General features: G+C 72.4%; 16 protein-coding genes. 10 read left to right on the forward strand and 6 right to left on the reverse strand.

Annotated elements, in window-relative coordinates:
- Nucleotides 1-11 precede the first annotated feature (11 nt).
- A complete protein-coding gene (locus IRQ30_RS00550; RefSeq protein ID WP_193611136.1) occupies nt 12-647 on the forward strand; it encodes a hypothetical protein in 636 nt (211 codons plus the stop codon).
- Here the strand turns inward: IRQ30_RS00550 and IRQ30_RS00555 are convergent, their stop codons facing one another.
- Genes IRQ30_RS00555 through IRQ30_RS00565 form a run of 3 tightly spaced genes read right to left on the reverse strand, consistent with a single transcriptional unit; the run spans nt 648 to nt 4,228 of the window.
- Nucleotides 648-1,811, reverse strand: a complete 1,164-nt coding sequence (locus tag IRQ30_RS00555; protein ID WP_193611137.1) for a M20 metallopeptidase family protein — start codon at nt 1,809-1,811, stop codon at nt 648-650.
- Entirely contained in the window at nt 1,804-2,946 is a 1,143-nt protein-coding gene (locus tag IRQ30_RS00560; RefSeq protein ID WP_193611138.1) for an amidohydrolase family protein, read from the reverse strand. Before IRQ30_RS00560 ends, IRQ30_RS00555 begins: the two co-directional genes overlap by 8 nt.
- The gene (locus IRQ30_RS00565) at nt 2,936-4,228 is read right to left on the reverse strand and encodes a glutamine synthetase family protein (RefSeq protein WP_193611139.1); all 1,293 of its coding nucleotides are present in this window, start codon (nt 4,226-4,228) and stop codon (nt 2,936-2,938) included. The genes IRQ30_RS00560 and IRQ30_RS00565 overlap by 11 nt, the downstream gene beginning before the upstream one ends.
- Nucleotides 4,229-4,500: 272 nt before the next feature.
- Between IRQ30_RS00565 and mftD the strand changes: the two genes are divergently transcribed.
- The 8 genes from mftD (at nt 4,501) to IRQ30_RS00605 (ending at nt 13,292) form a co-directional block, all read left to right on the forward strand.
- The gene (gene mftD / locus IRQ30_RS00570) at nt 4,501-5,682 is read left to right on the forward strand and encodes a pre-mycofactocin synthase MftD (protein WP_193611140.1); all 1,182 of its coding nucleotides are present in this window, start codon (nt 4,501-4,503) and stop codon (nt 5,680-5,682) included.
- A gap of 22 nt (nt 5,683-5,704) precedes the next feature.
- Nucleotides 5,705-7,201: a GMC family oxidoreductase gene (locus IRQ30_RS00575; protein WP_193611141.1), complete on the forward strand. Its 1,497-nt coding sequence runs from the start codon at nt 5,705-5,707 to the stop codon at nt 7,199-7,201.
- Nucleotides 7,185-8,492, forward strand: a complete 1,308-nt coding sequence (locus IRQ30_RS00580) for an aminotransferase class III-fold pyridoxal phosphate-dependent enzyme (RefSeq protein WP_193611142.1) — start codon at nt 7,185-7,187, stop codon at nt 8,490-8,492. The genes IRQ30_RS00575 and IRQ30_RS00580 overlap by 17 nt, the downstream gene beginning before the upstream one ends.
- A 92-nt stretch (nt 8,493-8,584) precedes the next feature.
- A complete protein-coding gene (locus IRQ30_RS00585; protein WP_193606741.1) occupies nt 8,585-9,841 on the forward strand; it encodes an ABC transporter substrate-binding protein in 1,257 nt (418 codons plus the stop codon).
- Nucleotides 9,838-10,587: an ABC transporter ATP-binding protein gene (locus IRQ30_RS00590; RefSeq protein ID WP_193606740.1), complete on the forward strand. Its 750-nt coding sequence runs from the start codon at nt 9,838-9,840 to the stop codon at nt 10,585-10,587. Before IRQ30_RS00585 ends, IRQ30_RS00590 begins: the two co-directional genes overlap by 4 nt.
- 1 nt (nt 10,588) lies before the next feature.
- Entirely contained in the window at nt 10,589-11,323 is a 735-nt protein-coding gene (locus tag IRQ30_RS00595) for an ABC transporter ATP-binding protein (RefSeq protein ID WP_193611143.1), read from the forward strand.
- Nucleotides 11,320-12,195, forward strand: a complete 876-nt coding sequence (locus tag IRQ30_RS00600) for a branched-chain amino acid ABC transporter permease (protein WP_193606738.1) — start codon at nt 11,320-11,322, stop codon at nt 12,193-12,195. The genes IRQ30_RS00595 and IRQ30_RS00600 overlap by 4 nt, the downstream gene beginning before the upstream one ends.
- Entirely contained in the window at nt 12,192-13,292 is a 1,101-nt protein-coding gene (locus tag IRQ30_RS00605) for an ABC transporter permease subunit (RefSeq protein WP_193611144.1), read from the forward strand. The genes IRQ30_RS00600 and IRQ30_RS00605 overlap by 4 nt, the downstream gene beginning before the upstream one ends.
- 18 nt (nt 13,293-13,310) lie before the next feature.
- On the opposite strand, the gene IRQ30_RS00610 is transcribed toward IRQ30_RS00605, so the two are convergent.
- Both IRQ30_RS00610 and pruA read right to left on the reverse strand, forming a co-directional pair.
- Nucleotides 13,311-14,165 carry a MurR/RpiR family transcriptional regulator gene (locus tag IRQ30_RS00610; protein ID WP_338087676.1) on the reverse strand — a complete coding sequence of 285 codons (855 nt, stop codon included), beginning with the start codon at nt 14,163-14,165 and terminating at the stop codon, nt 13,311-13,313.
- 60 nt (nt 14,166-14,225) lie between these two features.
- Nucleotides 14,226-15,854 carry an L-glutamate gamma-semialdehyde dehydrogenase gene (pruA, locus tag IRQ30_RS00615; protein WP_193611145.1) on the reverse strand — a complete coding sequence of 543 codons (1,629 nt, stop codon included), beginning with the start codon at nt 15,852-15,854 and terminating at the stop codon, nt 14,226-14,228.
- 133 nt (nt 15,855-15,987) lie between these two features.
- Between pruA and rocD the strand changes: the two genes are divergently transcribed.
- Nucleotides 15,988-17,211, forward strand: a complete 1,224-nt coding sequence (rocD, locus tag IRQ30_RS00620; RefSeq protein ID WP_338089502.1) for an ornithine--oxo-acid transaminase — start codon at nt 15,988-15,990, stop codon at nt 17,209-17,211.
- Here the strand turns inward: rocD and IRQ30_RS00625 are convergent.
- Nucleotides 17,208-17,921: an aspartate/glutamate racemase family protein gene (locus tag IRQ30_RS00625; RefSeq protein WP_193611146.1), complete on the reverse strand. Its 714-nt coding sequence runs from the start codon at nt 17,919-17,921 to the stop codon at nt 17,208-17,210. The two genes, rocD and IRQ30_RS00625, sit on opposite strands and share 4 nt — an antisense overlap.
- Nucleotides 17,922-17,941: the final 20 nt, after the last annotated feature.

The following is a 17,941-nucleotide window of genomic DNA, read 5'->3' on the forward strand; positions in this document are numbered from 1 at the left end:
ACGCTGTGCCCGTGCCGAGCCCCCGACGTCTGCTGGCGGCCGTCGCGCTCGTCGGCGTCATCGGCGTGACCGCCACGGCGTGCGGCGATCCCAACGCGGGGGACGCCGCGCAGTCCGAGCTGGAGGCCTTCCTCGACGACCGGCCCCTCGACGGCTACCGGCCGGAGACCGTGCGCGCGGAGAACACCCTGCCGTTCTCCGGGTCGCTGGAGGTCACCATGACCGCGCTCGACCCCGCCGCGCTGGAGCCCCAGGACTACGAGTCGGCGATGCGGGCCGTCGCCGAGCACGTCTGCGAGTTCGCGCCGGAGGCGGACGCCAGCGTGGAGTGGGGCTTCGCCGTCGGGCGGCACTCCACGCCGCTTCCCTGTCCCGGCGACGGCCCCGAGACGCGCCTGGCCGACGCGGCGGCGCTGCTCGGCGAGCTGACGCAGGTGCGCGGCGTCGAGAGCATCCGGTACGGCTTCTCCGGCAGGCTCGACGTGGTGGCGCCGGCCGGCGCCGACCTCACGAGCGTGCAGGCCCGCGTGGAGGAGGTGGCTCGCCGCCACACCGTCGCGCTCGGCGACGAGGCGCCCTTCGTGATGGTGCGGGGGCGACCGGGTGAGACGACCACGGTGTCACCCGGCGGCGCGTCCACGCCGTAGTCAGGCGTCGGGCGCCGTCAGCAGGTCCGCGGCTCCGAGGTAGCCGGCGAGCATGGCCCGGGCGGTGAGCCGCAGGTCGTTGTCGGTGGGCAGGAACGACGCGGAGTGCAGCGCGTCGGTGGTCTCGCTGCCCACGAACATCATCGCCGAGGGCATCCGCTCGGAGAAGAACGAGAAGTCGTCGGCGCCCAGCGACCGCAACGTGGTCGACAGGCCGATCCCCTGGTCGGCGAGGTGGGTGGAGACGGCTCGCACCAGGGCCGGGTCGTTCTCCAGCACCGGCTCACCGTCGGTGATCCTGACCTCCGCCGCGCACGAGTGCGCCCGCGCGACGTTCTCGGCGACCGCGACGACCCGCTCGCGCAGGAGCGCTCGGTTGCGCGGGTCCAGGGCCCGGATGGTCCCGGTGGCGCGCGCCAGGCCGGGGATCACGTTGGCGGCCTGACCGGACGCGAAGGACGAGACCCCGACGACCGCGGACGACATGGGGTCGACCGAGCGGCTGACGATGCTCTGCAGCGCGACCACGATCTCGGAGAGCGCGAGGAGCGGGTCGCAGCTCAGGTGGGGGTACGCCGCATGGCCGGACGTGCCGTGCACGCGGATCTCGAACTCGTCGGAGGAGGCGTTCACGCCGCCGGGGACGCACGCGACCACCTCGGGCGGCAGCGCGGGCTGGATGTGGGCGCCGATCATGGCGGCGCACTGCTCGGCCTCGAGGATCCCGTGCTCCGCGATGTCCTTGGCGCCCGAGGGGTAGGTCTCCTCGCGGGGCTGCAGCACGACGAGCAGGGGCACGGGCAGCCGTGCCTCGTGGACGGCCCAGGCCACCGCCACCAGGGCGGCGAGGTGCAGGTCGTGCCCGCAGGCGTGCATCGCGCCGTCGTGGCGCGAGGCCCACGGCACCCCCGTCTGCTCGGTCACCGGGAGCGCATCCATCTCGCCGCGGACGCCGATGCACGGCCCGGGACCTCCCAGGCGCAGCACGGCGCCGGTCTCCGCGACCTTGACCGGGGTCTGGTCCCCGGGCAGGGCCTGGAGCACCCGGTCGCGCGTCATCGACTCGTCGCCCGACAGGTCGGGCTCGCTGTGCAGCAGCCGTCGCAGCTCGGCGGCCCGGCCCAGGTGCCGCTCGAGCAGCTCCCAGACGGAGGGCTCACCCATCGTGGCCCCCGTAGACGAGGGAGGCGTTCGTGCGACCGACCATCGTGGCCACCCGGATCGCGTCCGGGACCGACCACTCGCCGTCGGCGACCCACCGCGACAGCGTCCGGGTGAGGCCGGCGCGCCACAGCAGCGAGCCGAGCAGGTGCAGCTCGGGCGGACCCCAGGCGTCGGAGGAGTAGAGGACCTTCGCGAACGGCGCCAGCTCGAGCGACTCGGCGACCACGGCCGCGGACGCCGCACCGGTGAAGTTCACGGCCAGGCCGACGTCGAAGTAGACGTGGGGGAACGCCTGGGCGAGGTAGCCCGCGTGCCGGTGGAACGGGTAGCAGTGCAGCAGCACGACGTCGGTCCCGAGAGGCTCGACGCGCTTGATCCAGTCCGACAGCAGCAGGGGGTCGCAGCGCCGCAGGTCGAGGTCGGGGTCGCCGTAGCCGGCGTGCAGCTGCAGCGGCAGTCCGGTGTCGACGCCGGCCCACAGGGCCATCCGCAGCAGCACCGGGTCGGTCACCCGCGCTGCGGCGCCGGCGTCCAGCTCGGCAAGCCAGCGTCCCGCGGCGGCGCTCACCTCGGACGGCGACGGCCGCGCGGGGTCGAAGTCGAAGCCGTGGCGGTAGGCGATGACCGACTTCAGGCCGGCGGCGTCGGCACTCGCGCTGGACAGTGCCTCGCGGAAGCGCTCCTCGAGCGTGGCGGCCGTCGCGTCGGCGACGACCTCCTCGAGCACGGACTCCAGGCGCACGATCTCCTGCACCCGGGAGCCGGGCACCCGGGTGGCGAAGGCGTCGAGGTCCAGGATCTGGTCCCCGTTGAAGCCGGTGTCGACGAGCCAGCGGTCCACGCCGGCCGCGCCCAGGAGGCGACGGTCCAGCTCGTCGGGGGCCAGCAGCTGGCGGGCGGCCCAGTAGTCCTCGATCGGCGCATGGGCGGGAAGCCCCAGGAGCGGAGCACAGTGCCGGCGGACCGCGAAGCCCACCTGCGAGTCGAAGCGCGAGGTGCCGCGGGCGGCCGGTCGGTCGGACTCGGTCAGGAGGTCGCCGAGCTCCGCCAGGCTGGGCGAGCCGGCGGAGCAGGTGTGCACGTGGTGGTCGACGAGCGAGAGCGCGGCGACCGCCTCGGCGACCTCAGTAGACATCGGCCATCGCGGAGCAGAGCGCGACGTCGTCGATGCCGCTGACCGCGGCCAGCTCGGCCCGTTTCACCGCGCAGTGGGTGTCGATCAGGTCGGGGTCGAACCAGCCGGCGACGACGCGGTCCGCGACGAGGTGGTCGAGCGCCTCCGCCAGGCCGGACGGCAGCGTGGGGACACCGGCCAGCTCCTGCTCGGTGACCGACTCCGGCCAGATCGTCGGGGCGTCGTACTCGCCCGTGATCCCGGCGAGCCCTGCTCTCACGAGCACGCCGAGCGTCAGCCAGGGGTTGGCGGTCGCGTCGGAGGGTCGGAACTCCAGGTTGTACTGGGCGGCCGGGTCGCCGCCCCCGACGGTGCTCGTGGGACAGATGCGCAGGAGCGCCTCGCGGTTGCGCTCGGCCAGGAAGATGCCCCCGGCGCTCCAGCGGTGCGGGGTGAGGCGGAGGTACGACGCGGGGCTGGGTGCGGTGATCGCCAGCAGCGCCGGAGCGTGGGCCAGGATGCCGGCGGCGAACCGCTGCCCCAGGCTCGAGAGCCCGGCGGGCAGGGCGGGGTCGTGGAGCACGGGAGCCCCCGTGGCGTCGCGCAGCGAGAGGTGCACGTGCACGCCGTTGCCGCTGCCGTCGGGGTGCTGCAGCGGCGCGAACGTGACACGACGTCCGTGCCGTCGCGCGAGGTCGCGGACCAGCTCCTTGACCAGGACGGCGCGATCGGCGGCGACCAGCCCGGGCGCGGGCTCCAGGGTGATCTCGAACTGGTCGGTGCCGAACTCCGGCAGCCAGTTCTCCGGCTGCAGGCCGGCGCCCTCGAGGAGGGCGACCAGCTCGGAGCCGAAGGGCTCCACGCTGCGGTGCCGCTCGAACGAGAAGGGGCCCGTGGGGGCGAGGTCCGCCATCATGAACTCGTGCTCGAAGGAGGCCACGACCTCCAGACCGGTGGCCTCCTGCAGGTCCTCGAGCGCCCGGCGCGCGAAGGTCCGCGGGCAGCAGGCCCACGGCGTGCCGTCGGGCAGGGTCTGGTCCGCGAGCACGAGCGTGACCCCCGGGTCGCCTTCGCGGGCCGGGATCTCGACCTGGGTCGTCGGGTCGGGCATGAGGCGGAGGTCGCCGGTGGAGCCGAAGACGTTGTCGGCGATGGCGCCGAACGCGGTGATGGCCAGGTCGGCCGGCACCCAGCCGACGCCGCGGCGGAGCACGGCGTCGCGTGAGCCGGCCGGGACCGAGCGGCCGCGCATCTGGCCGGCCAGGTCACTGGTGGCGACGAACACTGTGGGGTCGGGGGTCATGCTCCACCTTCTCGGATCGAGTCGCCGGGGGCTCGACGCCGCCCCTTGCCGGGGACGAGGCGCCAGGGTCGGGCACGTACAGAGATTGATATATCCATTTCAGAAACTCGTCAAGAGCGAGCCTGTGAAATGGCTGTTACTTAGCGCCAGGGCGGAGGCGGCGTGACCGGACTGCGGCATTCGCGTTACAGAAAGTTCACTAGAGGGCATTGCCGTAAGAGAAGTTTCATCCTACGGTAAGGATCGTCGCCTCGCCCAGTGGAAGGAACGCCATGAGCACGAAGGTCCGCTTCAGGAACCTGGCCGAGGCCGAGCGCCTCGCCAAGCGCCGGTTGCCCCGCGCCGTGTGGCTTGCCGTCAAGGCAGGCAACGAGCAGGGCTGGACGCTCCAGGAGAACCTGCGAGCCTTCGACGAGCTGGGCTTCTCGCCCACCATCTTCGACCGGCCCACGACGTTCGACACCAGGACCACCATCCTGGGCCTCGACGTGGACTTCCCGGTCCTGGTCTCGCCCGTCGGCGCCCAGGCCATCCACCCCGACGGCGAGGTCGGCGTCGCGCGGGCCGCGGCCCGCGCCGGCACGGCGATGGGCCTGAGCTCGTGGGCCTCCGACGCGGTGGCGGACGTGGCGCGGGCCAACGACAAGACGATCTTCCAGCTCTACTGGGTCGGCACCAAGCCCCAGATCGAGGCTCGGGTGGAGGCCGCGCGCGCCGCCGGCGCGAAGGCCCTCATCGTCACGCTGGACTGGTCGCACACCCCGCGCCGCGACTGGGGCGTCCCGCCCGCCCCGCCCAGCGACATGAGCCCCCGGACGATGGCGACGCTGGCGCCCGAGGCGCTGTCGCGACCGCTGTGGTTCGCCAGCTACCTGCGCCGCGGGCGGATCCCCGAGCTGAAGGTGCCCAACCTGTTCACCGCCGACGGCAGCGCGCCGTACTTCGGCAAGGCGTGGGCGGAGTTCGAGAGCACCCCGCCTCCCACCTGGGCCGACGTCAAGTGGCTGCGCGACCTGTGGGGAGGCCCCTTCATGGTCAAGGGCGTCAACACCATCAAGGACGCCAAGCTGGCGGTCGACCTCGGTGCCGACGCGATCTCGCTGTCCAACCACGGTGGCAACAACATCGACGGCAGCCCCTCGCCGCTGCGCTACCTGCCGCACGTCGTCGAGGCCGTCGGCGACCAGATCGACGTCATGGTCGACGGCGGCATCCGTCGGGGCTCGGACGTCGTCAAGGCGGTGGCGCTCGGCGCGAAGGCCGTCTTCGTCGGCCGCGCCTTCCTCTACGGCCTGGCCGTGTCGGGCGAGGACGGCGTCCACGAGGTGCTCCAGATCCTGCGCCGCGGCATCGAGGAGACGATGTACGGCATCGGGCACAGCCGTCTCTCGGACGTGTCGCGCGACGACCTGATGTTCCTCAACCCCCACTTCCTGGTCCCCCCGGCCAGCTGAGCGACGGAACCGGAGACAACAGATGGCACGCATCATCGTCGTGGGCGCCGGCAGCGCCGGCTGCGTCGTGGCCGCCCGGCTCAGCCAGCACCCGGGCCACGAGGTGGTCGTCCTTGAAGGCGGTCCCGACCACGCCGGGACCGACGTCGGCACGCAGCTCGCCTCGGCCAACTGGATCGACGCGATGGGGGCGACGGCGGCGTTCGACCCGGACCTGCTCGCCACCCGCCTCGCCTCCGACACCCCGCGTCAGTACCACCGAGGCCGCGGCCTGGGCGGCTCCGGCGCCGTCAACGCGATGCTGGCCCTGCCCGGCCTGCCTCGCGACTACGACCGCTGGGCCGAGGTCTACGGCCTGGACGCCTGGTCCTGGTCGGCGGTCGAGCCCACCTTCCGGTCGCTCAAGCGCGACCTCGTGGCCACCCCGCGCTCGGGCTACACGCCCATGGACAACGCGCTCGTGGACGCCGCGGCCGAGCTGGGCCTGCCCAGCGACGTCGACACCCACACGCCGTACGACGGCGGGGGCACCCTGTGGCGCCACGCCGACCACGCCGGCCGGCGCTCGAGCCTGGAGACGTACCTGACCCCGGCGCGCGACCGCGACAACCTCGTCGTGCGCACCGACTCGCGCGTCGACCGGCTCCTGGTCGAGGACGGCCGCGTCACCGGCGTCCTGCTCACCGACGGCTCCTCGCTGCACGCCGACCAGGTGGTGCTCAGCGCGGGCACCATCGAGACGCCGGCCATCCTGCTGCGCAGCGGCTGCGACCGGCCGGGAGTCGGCAAGGGCCTGCAGGACCACCCCGCCGCCTCGATCCTGCTGGCGCTCAAGCCCGGCCACCAGGAGGTGCGGGCGAAGGAGTCGTGCATCAACGCGGTGCTGCGGCTCTCCTCGCAGGTCGCCGAGGGCGACATCCACATCCTGCCCATGCAGGGCGCGCTGTCGGTGAGCTCGCCGCAGCACCACGCCGTCGTCATGGCCGCCGTGATGACGGTGACCTCGACCGGCGAGGTGCGCCTCGACCCCGACCGCCCGACCGGGCCGCCGGTGATCGCGGAGCGGATGCTCACGACCGAGCGGGACCGGGCGGTGATGCGCGAGGCCGTCGGGCACGCCGTGCGCCTGCTGGACACGCAGGCCTTCCGCGACATCGTCGAGGAGGCGTTCATCGACGCCGACGGGACACCCGTCTCAGCGCTCGCCGACCCCGAGGCCTACGAGCGCTGGCTCGCCGGCTCCGTCGGTGACTACTTCCACGCGGTCGGCACCGCCCGGATGGGCGCCGCCGACGACCCCGGTGCCGTGGTCGACCAGCGTGGCCGCGTGCACGGCATGGCCGGCGTCCGGGTGATCGACTGCTCGGTCATGCCCGAGGTGCCCGCCGCCAATACCCACCTGCCGGCGGTGATGCTCGCCGAGCGCATGAGCAGTGCCCTCCTCGCCGACCTCGCGAGCGGCGTCGCGAACGCCCCGCTCGCCTCCCACCAAGGAGCTCCCCGTGTCCCCAGTCTCTGAGCAGCTCGACCAGGCCGCGACGTGGCGCCGTGCCGAGGCGTCGGTCCCGCGCGGGGTGTCCTCCGGTCACCGCGTGGGGTGGCAGCAGGTCTTCGTGCGCACCCAGGGCGCCTACATCTGGGACCAGGAGGACCGCCAGTACGTCGACTACCTGAACGCCTGGGGCCCGATCGTGCTCGGCCACAGCGACCGGCGCGTCAACGAGGCGGTCTTCGCGGCCGTCAGCACGTGCGACCTCACCGGCGTCGGCCCCCAGTCGGGTGAGATCGAGCTCGCCGAGACCATCTGCGAGGTGCTGCCCTCGGCCGACAAGGTCGCGTTCTGCACCTCCGGCACGGACGCCACGATGCACGCCGTCCACGTCGCCCGCGCCGCCACCGGACGCCTCAAGGTCCTCAAGTTCCACGGCTCGTACCACGGCTGGAGCGACCACGTCGCGGTCGGGAGCTCGCGCAAGGACCTCACCGCGACGTCCTCGCTCAACACGCCCAACGGCGGGGGCCTGCACCCGGCGGTCGTCGACGACGTGGTGGTCGTCGAGTGGAACGACGACGCCGGCCTGCGCGCCGCCTTCGAGGCCCACGGCCACGAGCTGGCGGTCGCGTTCACCGAGGGCTACGTGCACAGCTTCGGGTGCGTGCCCGCCGCGCCCGGCTTCCTCGAGCTGCTCCGCGAGCTGTGCACCGGCCACGGCGTCGTGCTGGTGTTCGACGAGATCAAGACCGGCTTCCGCGCCGCGCTCGGCGGCTACCAGTCGATCTGCGGGGTCACCCCCGACATGACCGCCTTCGGCAAGGCCGTCGCCAACGGCTACTCCCTGGCCGGGCTCGCCGGCTCGGACGCGGTGATGGGCCACCTGGGCGCCTACAGCAAGAGCGAGGCGACCATCGACGGCACCTTCAACGCCTCGCCGTACGCGCTGGCGGCCGCCAACAAGACCCTCGAGATCATGCAGTCCGAGGACGTCTTCGGCGTGCTCTACGCGCGCGGCGAGCAGATGCGCAGCGGCATCCAGGCCGCCATCGACGAGACCGGGGCGCCGGCGACGGTCGCCGGCCTGGGCTCCGAGTGGTGCGTCTACTTCCGCCCGGAGCTGCCCACCAACTTCCGCCAGGCCATGGAGTCCGACGCGGAGATGTACGCCCGCTACCACACGTCCCTGCTGTCGCAGGGCGTCCTCGAGCCCGCCTTCCCGACCGGCGACCGACGACTCAACGCCGCCACCACCGAGTCCGACGTCGCCTCCACGATCGAGTGCGTCCGGGTCGCCCTCCGAGCAGCCACCGGCTGAGCTCACCGCACCGCCCCTGAACGTCACAGCACAGCACGGCACGGCACGGCACCACCGACCGCCCCACCCCTTCACACACCTAGGTAGGACAGATGCTCTCCTCAGCGCGCCCTTTTTCGGGCCGGAAGGCGATCCTCGCGGCGGCTGCCGCGGCCTCGCTGCTCGTGACCGCGGGTTGCTCCGACAGCGGTTCCGACGACGCGTCCGGTGACTCCGACGTCATCACGATCGGGTTCGCCCTCAGCCAGAGCGGCAACATGGCGCCGTTCGACGTCGAGCCCGGCAACGCCGCGATGCTCCGCATCAAGGAGATCAACGACGACGGCGGCGTCGACGGCAAGCAGATCAAGACCGTCACCAAGGACGTCCGCTCCGACCCCGACACGGTGGGCACCGCTGCGACGGAGCTCGTCGCCGACGGCATCGACCTGCTGGTCACCCCCTGCGACTTCGACCTGAGCGCGCCCGGCGCGGCCGTGGCGCAGGCCGCCTCCGTCCCCTCGGTGTCCATCTGTGCCGGTGACCCGAAGATGGCCGACACCACGACCCTGGGCGACTACGTCTTCTCGGCCAACGCCGGCAGCGACGTCGAGGGCGCCACCGGCGCCGCCTGGGCCGACGCCCAGGGCTGGTCCTCGGCGTACCTCCTGCAGGACGAGAGCATCGAGTACACCAAGTCGGCCGGTCGCTACTTCGAGGCCGAGTTCGAGGAGCTGGGTGGCGAGGTCGTCGGGAACGACGCCTTCCCCGGCGGCGACAACGTCAACATCAGCAGCCAGGTCAGCCGGATCAAGGGCCTCGCCACGAAGCCCGACTTCATCTACGTCGCCAGCTGGAACCCCGGCGGCGCCACGGCCATCCGCCAGCTGCGCGAGGGTGGCATCGACGTGCCGATCGTCGGCCCCGCGGCCCTGGACGGCCAGGTCCTCCTCGACATCGTCGGAGACTCGGCCAGCGACGTCTACTACACCGGCTTCGCCTGCTACGTCTACTGCACCGGCGCCGACTCCGCCGAGCTGGACGCCTTCGTGACCGACTACCAGGCCGAGTACGACTCCGAGCCCGCCTCCAGCTACGCGCTCCTCGGCTACACCATGGTCTCGGCCATCGCCAACGCCCTCGAGGGCGCCGACTCGCTCGACGGCGCGGACGTGAAGGCGGCGCTGGAGAGCGCCGGGCCGGTGTCGACGCCGATCGGCGAGGTCCAGTACTTCTCCGAGACCTGCCACAAGATCATCGACATGCCGCTCTCGGTGGTCGAGGTCGACCAGGGCGCGATGAAGTTCGTCGGCCAGCAGCAGGTCGACGGCATCCCGGACATCGGTGACGAGAACGCCTGCGCCTCATGACCGACACCGCTCAGCTCTCCCGTCGGCCGTCCGTGCTGCGGATGGCCGACGGGGGGATCCACTTCGACGGCGTCAAGGCCGTGGACGGGGTGACCCTCGAGGTGCGCAGCGGCGAGGTGCTGGGCCTGATCGGCCCCAACGGGTCCGGCAAGACCAGCACGCTGAACCTGCTCAGCGGGATGCTGCGGGCGACGTCCGGCCGCATCCACCTGGACGACGACGACCTGACCCGGTCGTCGATGCGCCAGCGCGTGCAGCGGGGGGTGGTCCGGACCTTCCAGAGCGGTCGGGTCTTCGGCCGCCTGACCGTGGCGGAGAACGTCGAGGCCGCGGCGCTGGGCGCCGGCTCCCGCCGGGGCCCGGCGCGGCGCCTGCGCGACGAGATCCTCGACGAGCTCAACCTCGGTGCGGTGGCCGACACCCGCGCGGACAGCCTGACCGCGGGGCGCATCCGGACCACCGCCATCGCCCGGGCGCTGGCCGCGAAGCCCCGCTTCCTCCTGCTGGACGAGCCGGCCGCCGGGCAGAACGAGACGGAGGCGGTCGAGCTGATCACCTCCATCCGCGGCTTCGCCCGGCGCCGAGACTGCGGGGTCCTGCTCGTGGAGCACGACATGTCCGTGGTGATGGGCACCTGCGACCGCCTGCACGTGCTGGACAGCGGGCGCACTGTCGTCGAGGGCGAGCCGGCGACGGTCCGCAAGGACCCGCGCGTCATCGAGATCTACTTCGGGAAGCGACACTGACATGGTCCTGAGCATCACCGACGCCTACCTGCAGTACGGCGCCTCCGTCATGGCCGTCCAGGGCTGCTCCCTCCACGTCGGCGAGGGGGAGCTGGTCTCCCTCATCGGCCAGAACGGCGCGGGCAAGAGCACCCTGGTCAAGGCCGTCATGGGGCAGGTCCCGCTGCACAGCGGGACCATCACCGTCGACGGTCACTCGGTCTCCGACCGCGGCTTCTCCACGGTGCGCAAGCGGGTCTCCCACGTCCCCGAGGACCGCGGCATCTTCGCCAGCCTCACCGTGGGGGAGAACCTGCGCCTGGGCGGGATCACCCGCAAGGACAAGGCGGGCCTGGCCCGGGACATCGAGCGCGAGCTCGAGCGGTTCCCGGTGCTCCGCAAGTACTGGAGCCGCGGCGCGAGCCTGCTCTCGGGCGGGGAGCAGCAGCAGCTGGCCATCGCCCGGGCGCTGCTGCTCGACCCGCGACTGCTGCTGCTCGACGAGCCGACGCTCGGCCTGGCGCCGATCATCGTGGACCTGATCTTCGACGTCGTGGTCCAGCTCCGCGAGGAGGGCATGACGATCCTGCTCGTGGAGCAGAACGCCGTGCGCTCGCTGGAGGTCTCCGACCGCTCGTACGTGCTCCAGGCTCCCGGGAAGGTGCTGGGCAGCGGCTCGGCGGCCGAGCTCGGGGAGCTCCCGGCCGTGGTGGAGTACCTCGGCTTCTCTCCTGCCGAAGTGGGTGTCACCCGATGATCCTCGAGTTCCTCATCTCCGCGGTCGGCCTGGGCGCGCTGTACGCGCTGCTGACCATCGGCGTCGCTCTGCTCTTCGGCGTGCTCGGCCTGATGAACTTCGCCTACGGCGAGATCATCCTGGCCGGCGCGTTCGCCATGTACCTGTTCCGCGACCAGCCCTGGCTGGTCGCGCTGCTGATGGCCATCGTCTTCGCGGTCGTCGTGGCGCTGCTCAGCGAGCGGCTGGCGTTCCACCCGCTCCGCAACGCCGACCCGGTGACGCTGATGATCGCGTCGTTCGCGGTCAGCCTCGCGATCCAGAGCCTGGCCCGCATGACCGTGCTCCCGCGCACCCGCGGGGTGGCGCCGGAGGACTTCCTGGCACACCGGGTCGACCTCCTGGGCGCCGACGTCAGCGTGCTCGACCTGCTGACCCTGGCGCTGTGCGGCACCATGCTGGTCGCGGTCGCCTGGATGATGGGCCGCACCAGCCTCGGCATCCAGCTCCGGGCCGCCGCCGAGGACTTCCAGATGGCCTCGAGCCTCGGGGTGCGCGCGAACCTCGTCATCCCGAGCGCCTTCGTCACCGTGGGCGTCCTCGCCGCCGTCGGCTCGGCCGTCCTCGTGGCCCGCCAGGGCGCGGTCTCGGCCGACATGGGCCTGCAGCCCATGCTCATCGGCGTCGTCGGCGCGGTGCTGGGTGGCATGAGCAGCCTCAAGGGGGCCGCTCTCGGCGGCTTCCTGCTGGGCGCCGCGACGGCGCTCCTGGAGTCCCTGCTGCCGACCGACCTCATCGCCTTCCGCGACGCGTTCCTGTTCTCCGCCCTGATCGCGGTCCTCGTGGTCCGCCCCCAGGGTCTCCTCTCCGGCGCGAAGGTGCGTGTCTCGTGAAGAAGCTCGGCTCCGTCACCGGCGTCCTCCAGACGCCCGTCCTGCTGATCGCGCTGGTCCTGCTCGCCGCGCTCGTGGGGGTCGGCGGCGACGTCACGGTCGCCCGCGTCGCGACCCTGGCGATCGTCTCGGTCGTGTTCGTCACCGGCCTGTCCATCTTCTCGGGCAGCTCCGGGGTCATGTCGTTCGGGCACGTCGCCTTCATGGCGGTCGGCGCCTACACGACCGCCTACCTCACGATCCCGGTCAACCTGAAGGCCGCGCTGTTCACCAACCTGCCCGGCTGGCTGTCGTGGCTGGTCGACGCGCACGCGAGCTTCCTCGTGGCCCTGCTCGTCAGCGGCGTCGCCGCCGCGGTGCTCGGGGTGGTCACCTCGCCGATCGTCGCGCGCCTGTCCGGACTGCAGTCCGGCATCGCGACGCTGGCCCTGCTGCTGATCGTCTACAACGTCCTCAACAGCTGGACCGACGTGACCCGCGGCTCGTCGAGCATGATCGGCATCCCGCGCAACACCACCATCTGGCTGGCCTTCGCCGTCGCGGCGGGCTCGATCGCCGCGGCGTGGGCCTACCGGCGCTCGCGCAGCGGTCTCCAGCTCCAGGCCTCACGTGAGGACTACTGGGCGGCGCAGGCCTCGGGCATCGCGGTGGGACGGCACCGGGCGCTGTCGTGGATCCTGAGCGCCTTCGTCTGCGGGCTCGCGGGCTCGCTGTACGCCGGCTACCTCACGTCGTTCAACGTCAACAGCTTCTTCCTCACCGCCACCTTCGCCTTCATCGTGATGATCGTCCTCGGCGGCTACCTGTCGCTCAGCGGCGCCGTCATCGGCGCCCTGGTGGTGAGCGGGCTCCAGGAGCTGCTGCGCCGCCTGCAGGACGGTCAGTTCACCGGGGGCAGCGCCCTGCCCGCCGGGGTCGCCGACCTGATCCTGGCGGCCGTGCTGCTGCTCACCCTCATCAAGGCCCCGCTCGGGCTGATGGGCGTGCGCGAGCTCGTGCTGCCGCGGCGCCGCCGCAGGGCTGCTCCGGACGACGACGCCACCGAGGCGGTCACGCCGGCGGCGGAGGCCCCGACGCAGGCCGCGCGGGGAGCCTGACCGCTCCCGGGGGCGCCGTCACTCGACGGCGCCCTCGACCAGCTCGAGCCGGGAGATGCCCGCGCTGCCGAGGCGCTCGGCGACGCCGGCGACGATGCTCTCGGTGACGGCCATGGAGGCGACCAGCGAGTCGAACGGCGAGGCCGAGTCGACGCGCACCGGGAGCACCACCTTCGCGACCTTGGCGATGGGCGAGAGCCAGTTGTCGGTCATCAGGCACACCACGGCACCGCGGGCGGCCATCCGCTCGGCGAACACCAGGCTCTGGTCGGTGTAGCGGCGGTAGTCGTAGATCACCAGCACCGTGCTCGCGCCGGCGTCCGCGACGGTCGACCGGCGGTCGATCTCGTCGTCGGCACCGACGCCGTGCACGCCCGGCCGGAGCAGGCGCAGGTGGGCGACGAGGTAGTCGGACACCGAGCGGCTGAAGCGCCCGCCCGTGACCCGGATGTCGCGGGCGGGGTCGCACAGGAGCTTGACGGCCTTCTTGAACTCCGACTCCGGGAGGTCGGAGTAGGACGTCATCAGCATCTCGGCGAACGCGTTGTGGGTCTCGTGCAGGATGCCCAGGGCCGAGGGCCCGCCCTTCTCGGGGTACTGCTTGAGCGGCGAGCCCAGCTCGCTGTTGAGCTCGTGGACCAGCGCCCGCTGGAAGGCCGGGAAGCCGGTGAACCCGAGCCGGGTCACGAAGCGGACCACCGTGGGCGGGCTGACGCCGGACACCTCCGCCAGGTCGACCACCGTGGTGAGGCCGGCCGTGGGGTACTGCGCCATCAGGGCTCGCGCGACCTTGCGCTCGCCGTTGCTCAGGTCGTCGAGGGTGGACATGAGCAGCTTGCGCATGGAGGCATGGCCGCCCGGGATCTCACTCACCATGAGAATTTACCAACATTCAGTAGTTCCAGTAACCGTCTGCGCCAGAGTGCCCGGGACTCAGCCCATGTGGGGGTAGGCGTGGTCGGTGGCGGGGACGAAGGTCTCCTTGATCGAGCGCGGGCTGGTCCACCGCAGCAGGTTGGTCGCGGCCCCGGCCTTGTCGTTGGTGCCGGAGGCGCGTCCACCGCCGAAGGGCTGCTGCCCGACCACGGCGCCGGTGGGCTTGTCGTTGACGTAGAAGTTGCCGGCCGCGAAGCGCAACCGCTCGGAGAGCCGGTGCACGACGGTGCGGTCGGTGGCGAGCACGGCGCCCGTGAGCGCGTACGCCGACACCGACTCCAGCTGGTCGACGACCTGGTCGAGGTCCTCGTCGGCGTAGACGTGGACGGCCAGGATCGGTCCGAAGTACTCCGTCGAGAAGGCGGGGTGCGCCGGGTCCTCGATCTCGAGGATCGTGGGCCGGACGAACCAGCCGCGGCTGTCGTCGTAGGTCCCGCCGGCGAGGACCTGCACGCCCGGGTCGGCGTGGGAGGCGTCGAGGACCTCCCGGTGGCGCGCGAACGCACGACCGTCGATCACCGCGCCCATGAAGCGGGTGTGGTCGCGCACGTCGCCCGTGGGCAGGCCCTCCGTGGTGGCCACGAGCTCGTCGCGCACCCGGTCCCACAGGCTGCGCGGCACGTAGGCCCGGGAGGCCGCGGAGCACTTCTGCCCCTGGTACTCGAAGGCGCCGCGCACGAGCGCGGTGCGCAGGGCGGCGGGGTCGGCGCACGGGGAGGCGAGCACGAAGTCCTTGCCGCCGGTCTCGCCCACCAGCCGCGGGTAGGCGGCGTAGCCGTCGATGCGCGCGCCCACCTCGCGCCACAGGTGGCGGAAGGTGGCGGTGGAGCCCGTGAAGTGGATGCCCGCGAGGTCGGGAGCCGCGAGGACGACGTCGCTGACGGCCAGCCCGTCCCCGGTCACCATGTTGATGACGCCGGGCGGGAGACCGGCCTCGGCCAGGAGCTCCATGGTCAGGCTGGCGGCGAGCTGCTGGGTGGGGGACGGCTTCCACACGACGGTGTTGCCCATCAGCGCCGGAGCCGTGGCGAGGTTGCCGGCGATGGCGGTGAAGTTGAACGGCGTGACGGCGTAGACGAAGCCCTCGAGGGGGCGGTGGTCGGTGCGGTTCCACACGCCGGGGCTGTGGGCGACCGGCTGCTCGGCCATGATCTCCCGCGCGAAGTGGACGTTGAAGCGCCAGAAGTCGATCAGCTCGCAGGCCGCGTCGATCTCGGCCTGGTGGCTGGTCTTGGACTGCCCGAGCATGGTGGCCGCGACGATCCGTGCCCGCCACGGCCCCGCCAGCAGCTCGGCTGCCCGCAGGAACACCGCGGCGCGCTCGTCGAACGGCAGCGCCCGCCATCCGGGTGCCGCCGCGCGGGCCGCCTCGACGGCCGCCGTCGCGTCGTCGCGGGTGGCGTTGCGCAGCGTCCCGAGCAGCAGTGCGTGGTCGTGCGGCGCGCGCACCTCGACGGGATCACCGGCGCCCGCCACGGCGCGTCCGCCAATGACGTGGGAGAGGTCGGCGGGGCCGGCGGCCAGTCGCTCGAGGGCCACGTCCAGGGCGGCGAGGTCCGCGCTGCCCGGCACGTAGTCGCGCACGGTCTCGTTGACGGGGGTGGGCACACGGGTGGTCGCGTCCATCGGGGCTCCTGGCAGCACGGGGGTGAAGAAACGTCTATTACAGACTAGCCGTTGTTGACAGGATCTGGAACAGGTTGTTCTACTCTCCACGGCGCCGGAAGAGCTCCGGAGGCCCCCGCGAGAGGTGGACACCGTGACCACGATCCCGAGCGACGTCGCGTCGTCGGCGAGGCACATCGAGCAGACCGAGCGATACGCCGCGCACAACTACCACCCGCTGCCGGTCGTCGTGGCCGAGGGCAGTGGCGCCTGGGTCACCGACGTCGAGGGGCGTCGCTACCTCGACTGCCTGGCGGGCTACTCGGCGCTCAACTTCGGCCACGCCCACCCGCGCCTGGTCGCGCGCGCCACCGAGCAGCTGCAACGGCTCACCCTCACCAGCCGGGCGTTCTACAACGACCAGCTGGGGCCCTTCGTCGAGGCGCTGGCCGAGCTCACCGGCAAGCAGGTGGTGCTGCCGATGAACTCCGGCGCCGAGGCCGTCGAGACGGCGATCAAGGTCAGCCGCAAGTGGGGCTACCAGGTCAAGGGCGTCGCGCCGGGAGCCGCCACGATCCTGACGATGGAGGGCAACTTCCACGGCCGCACGACCACCATCGTGAGCTTCTCCGACGACGACGAGGCGACGGCCGACTACGGCCCCTTCACCCCCGGCTTCCGCAGCGTCCCCTACGGCGACCTCGCCGCCGTGGCCGCGGCGATCGACGACACCGTGGTCGCCGTGCTCTTCGAGCCCGTCCAGGGCGAGGGTGGCGTGGTCATGCCTCCCCCGGGCTTCCTGCGCGGCCTGCGCGAGCTGTGCACCGAGCGCGACGTGCTGATGGTCGCGGACGAGATCCAGTCCGGGCTCGCACGCACCGGGCGGACCTTCGCCTGCGACCACGAGGACGTGGTCCCGGACGTCTACGTCCTGGGCAAGGCGCTCGGCGGCGGGCTCTACCCCGTGTCGGCCATCGCCGCGGACGCCGACGTCCTGGGCGTGGTCCAGCCGGGCACGCACGGCTCCACCTTCGGCGGCAACCCGCTGGCCGCGGCGATCGGTCGCGAGGTCGTGGAGATGCTCGCCACCGGGGAGTTCCAGGACCGTGCGCGCCGGCTCGGCGAGCGCCTGGAGCGGGGGCTGGCGCCGCTCGTCGGTCGTGGGCTCGTCGCCGTGCGGGTCCACGGGCTCTGGGCCGGCGTGGACGTCGATCCCGCCCTGATGACGGGCCGGCAGGTCTGCGAGGCGCTGCTCGAGCGCGGGGTCCTCGCGAAGGACGCGCACGGCTCGACGGTCCGCTTCGCGCCGCCGATCGTGGCCACCGAGGACGACATCGACGTGCTCGTCGAGGCGCTCCGTTCGGCGCTCTCCGCCTAGCGGGCGCTCGTCGGGCGGAGCTGTCCCAGGGCGGCCCGGCCCAGCTCGCGTGCGTGCACCTCGGCGCTGTCGATGAGCGGCAGCGGGCTGTCGTCGGGGCCGACCAGCAGGCCGATCTCGGTGCAGGCGAGCACGACCGCGTCCGCGCCCTGCTCGGCCAGACGGCCGATCACGTCGGCGTACGCCGTGCGCGAGGCGTCGGTGACGACGCCCTGGGTGAGCTCGTCGAAGACGATCCGGTCGACCACCGCGCGGTCGGCGGCGTCGGGCGCGACCGCGGCGACGCCGTGGAGGGCGAGCCGGTCGGCGTAGAACGACTCCTCCATCACCCAGGAGGTGCCGAGGATCCCGAGCGTCTGCCAGCCGTGGCGCCGGGCCTCGGCGGCGACGGCGTCGCCGATGTGGAGGAGCGGGACGTCGAGCGCGGCCTCGACCTGGGGCGCGACCTTGTGCATGAGGTTGGTGCAGATCGCGACGGTGGTGGCACCGCTGCGCACGCAGTGCTGCCCGGCCTCGGCGAGCAGCTCGCCGGCGCGGTCCCAGTCGCCGTCCAGCTGGCACTGGCGGATCTCGGCGAAGTCGAGCGACTGCAGGCTGATCCGGGCCGACGCGTGGCCGCCACGCGCGGCGGAGACCACCTCGTTGATGATCCGGTAGTAGGTCGCGGTCGAGTGCCAGCTCATGCCGCCGATCAGGCCCAGGGTCTCCATGGCTCCAGTCTGCTCCGGAT

This window comes from Nocardioides lijunqiniae (genome assembly GCF_015024225.1).
Classification (GTDB): Bacteria; Actinomycetota; Actinomycetes; order Propionibacteriales; family Nocardioidaceae; genus Nocardioides; species Nocardioides lijunqiniae.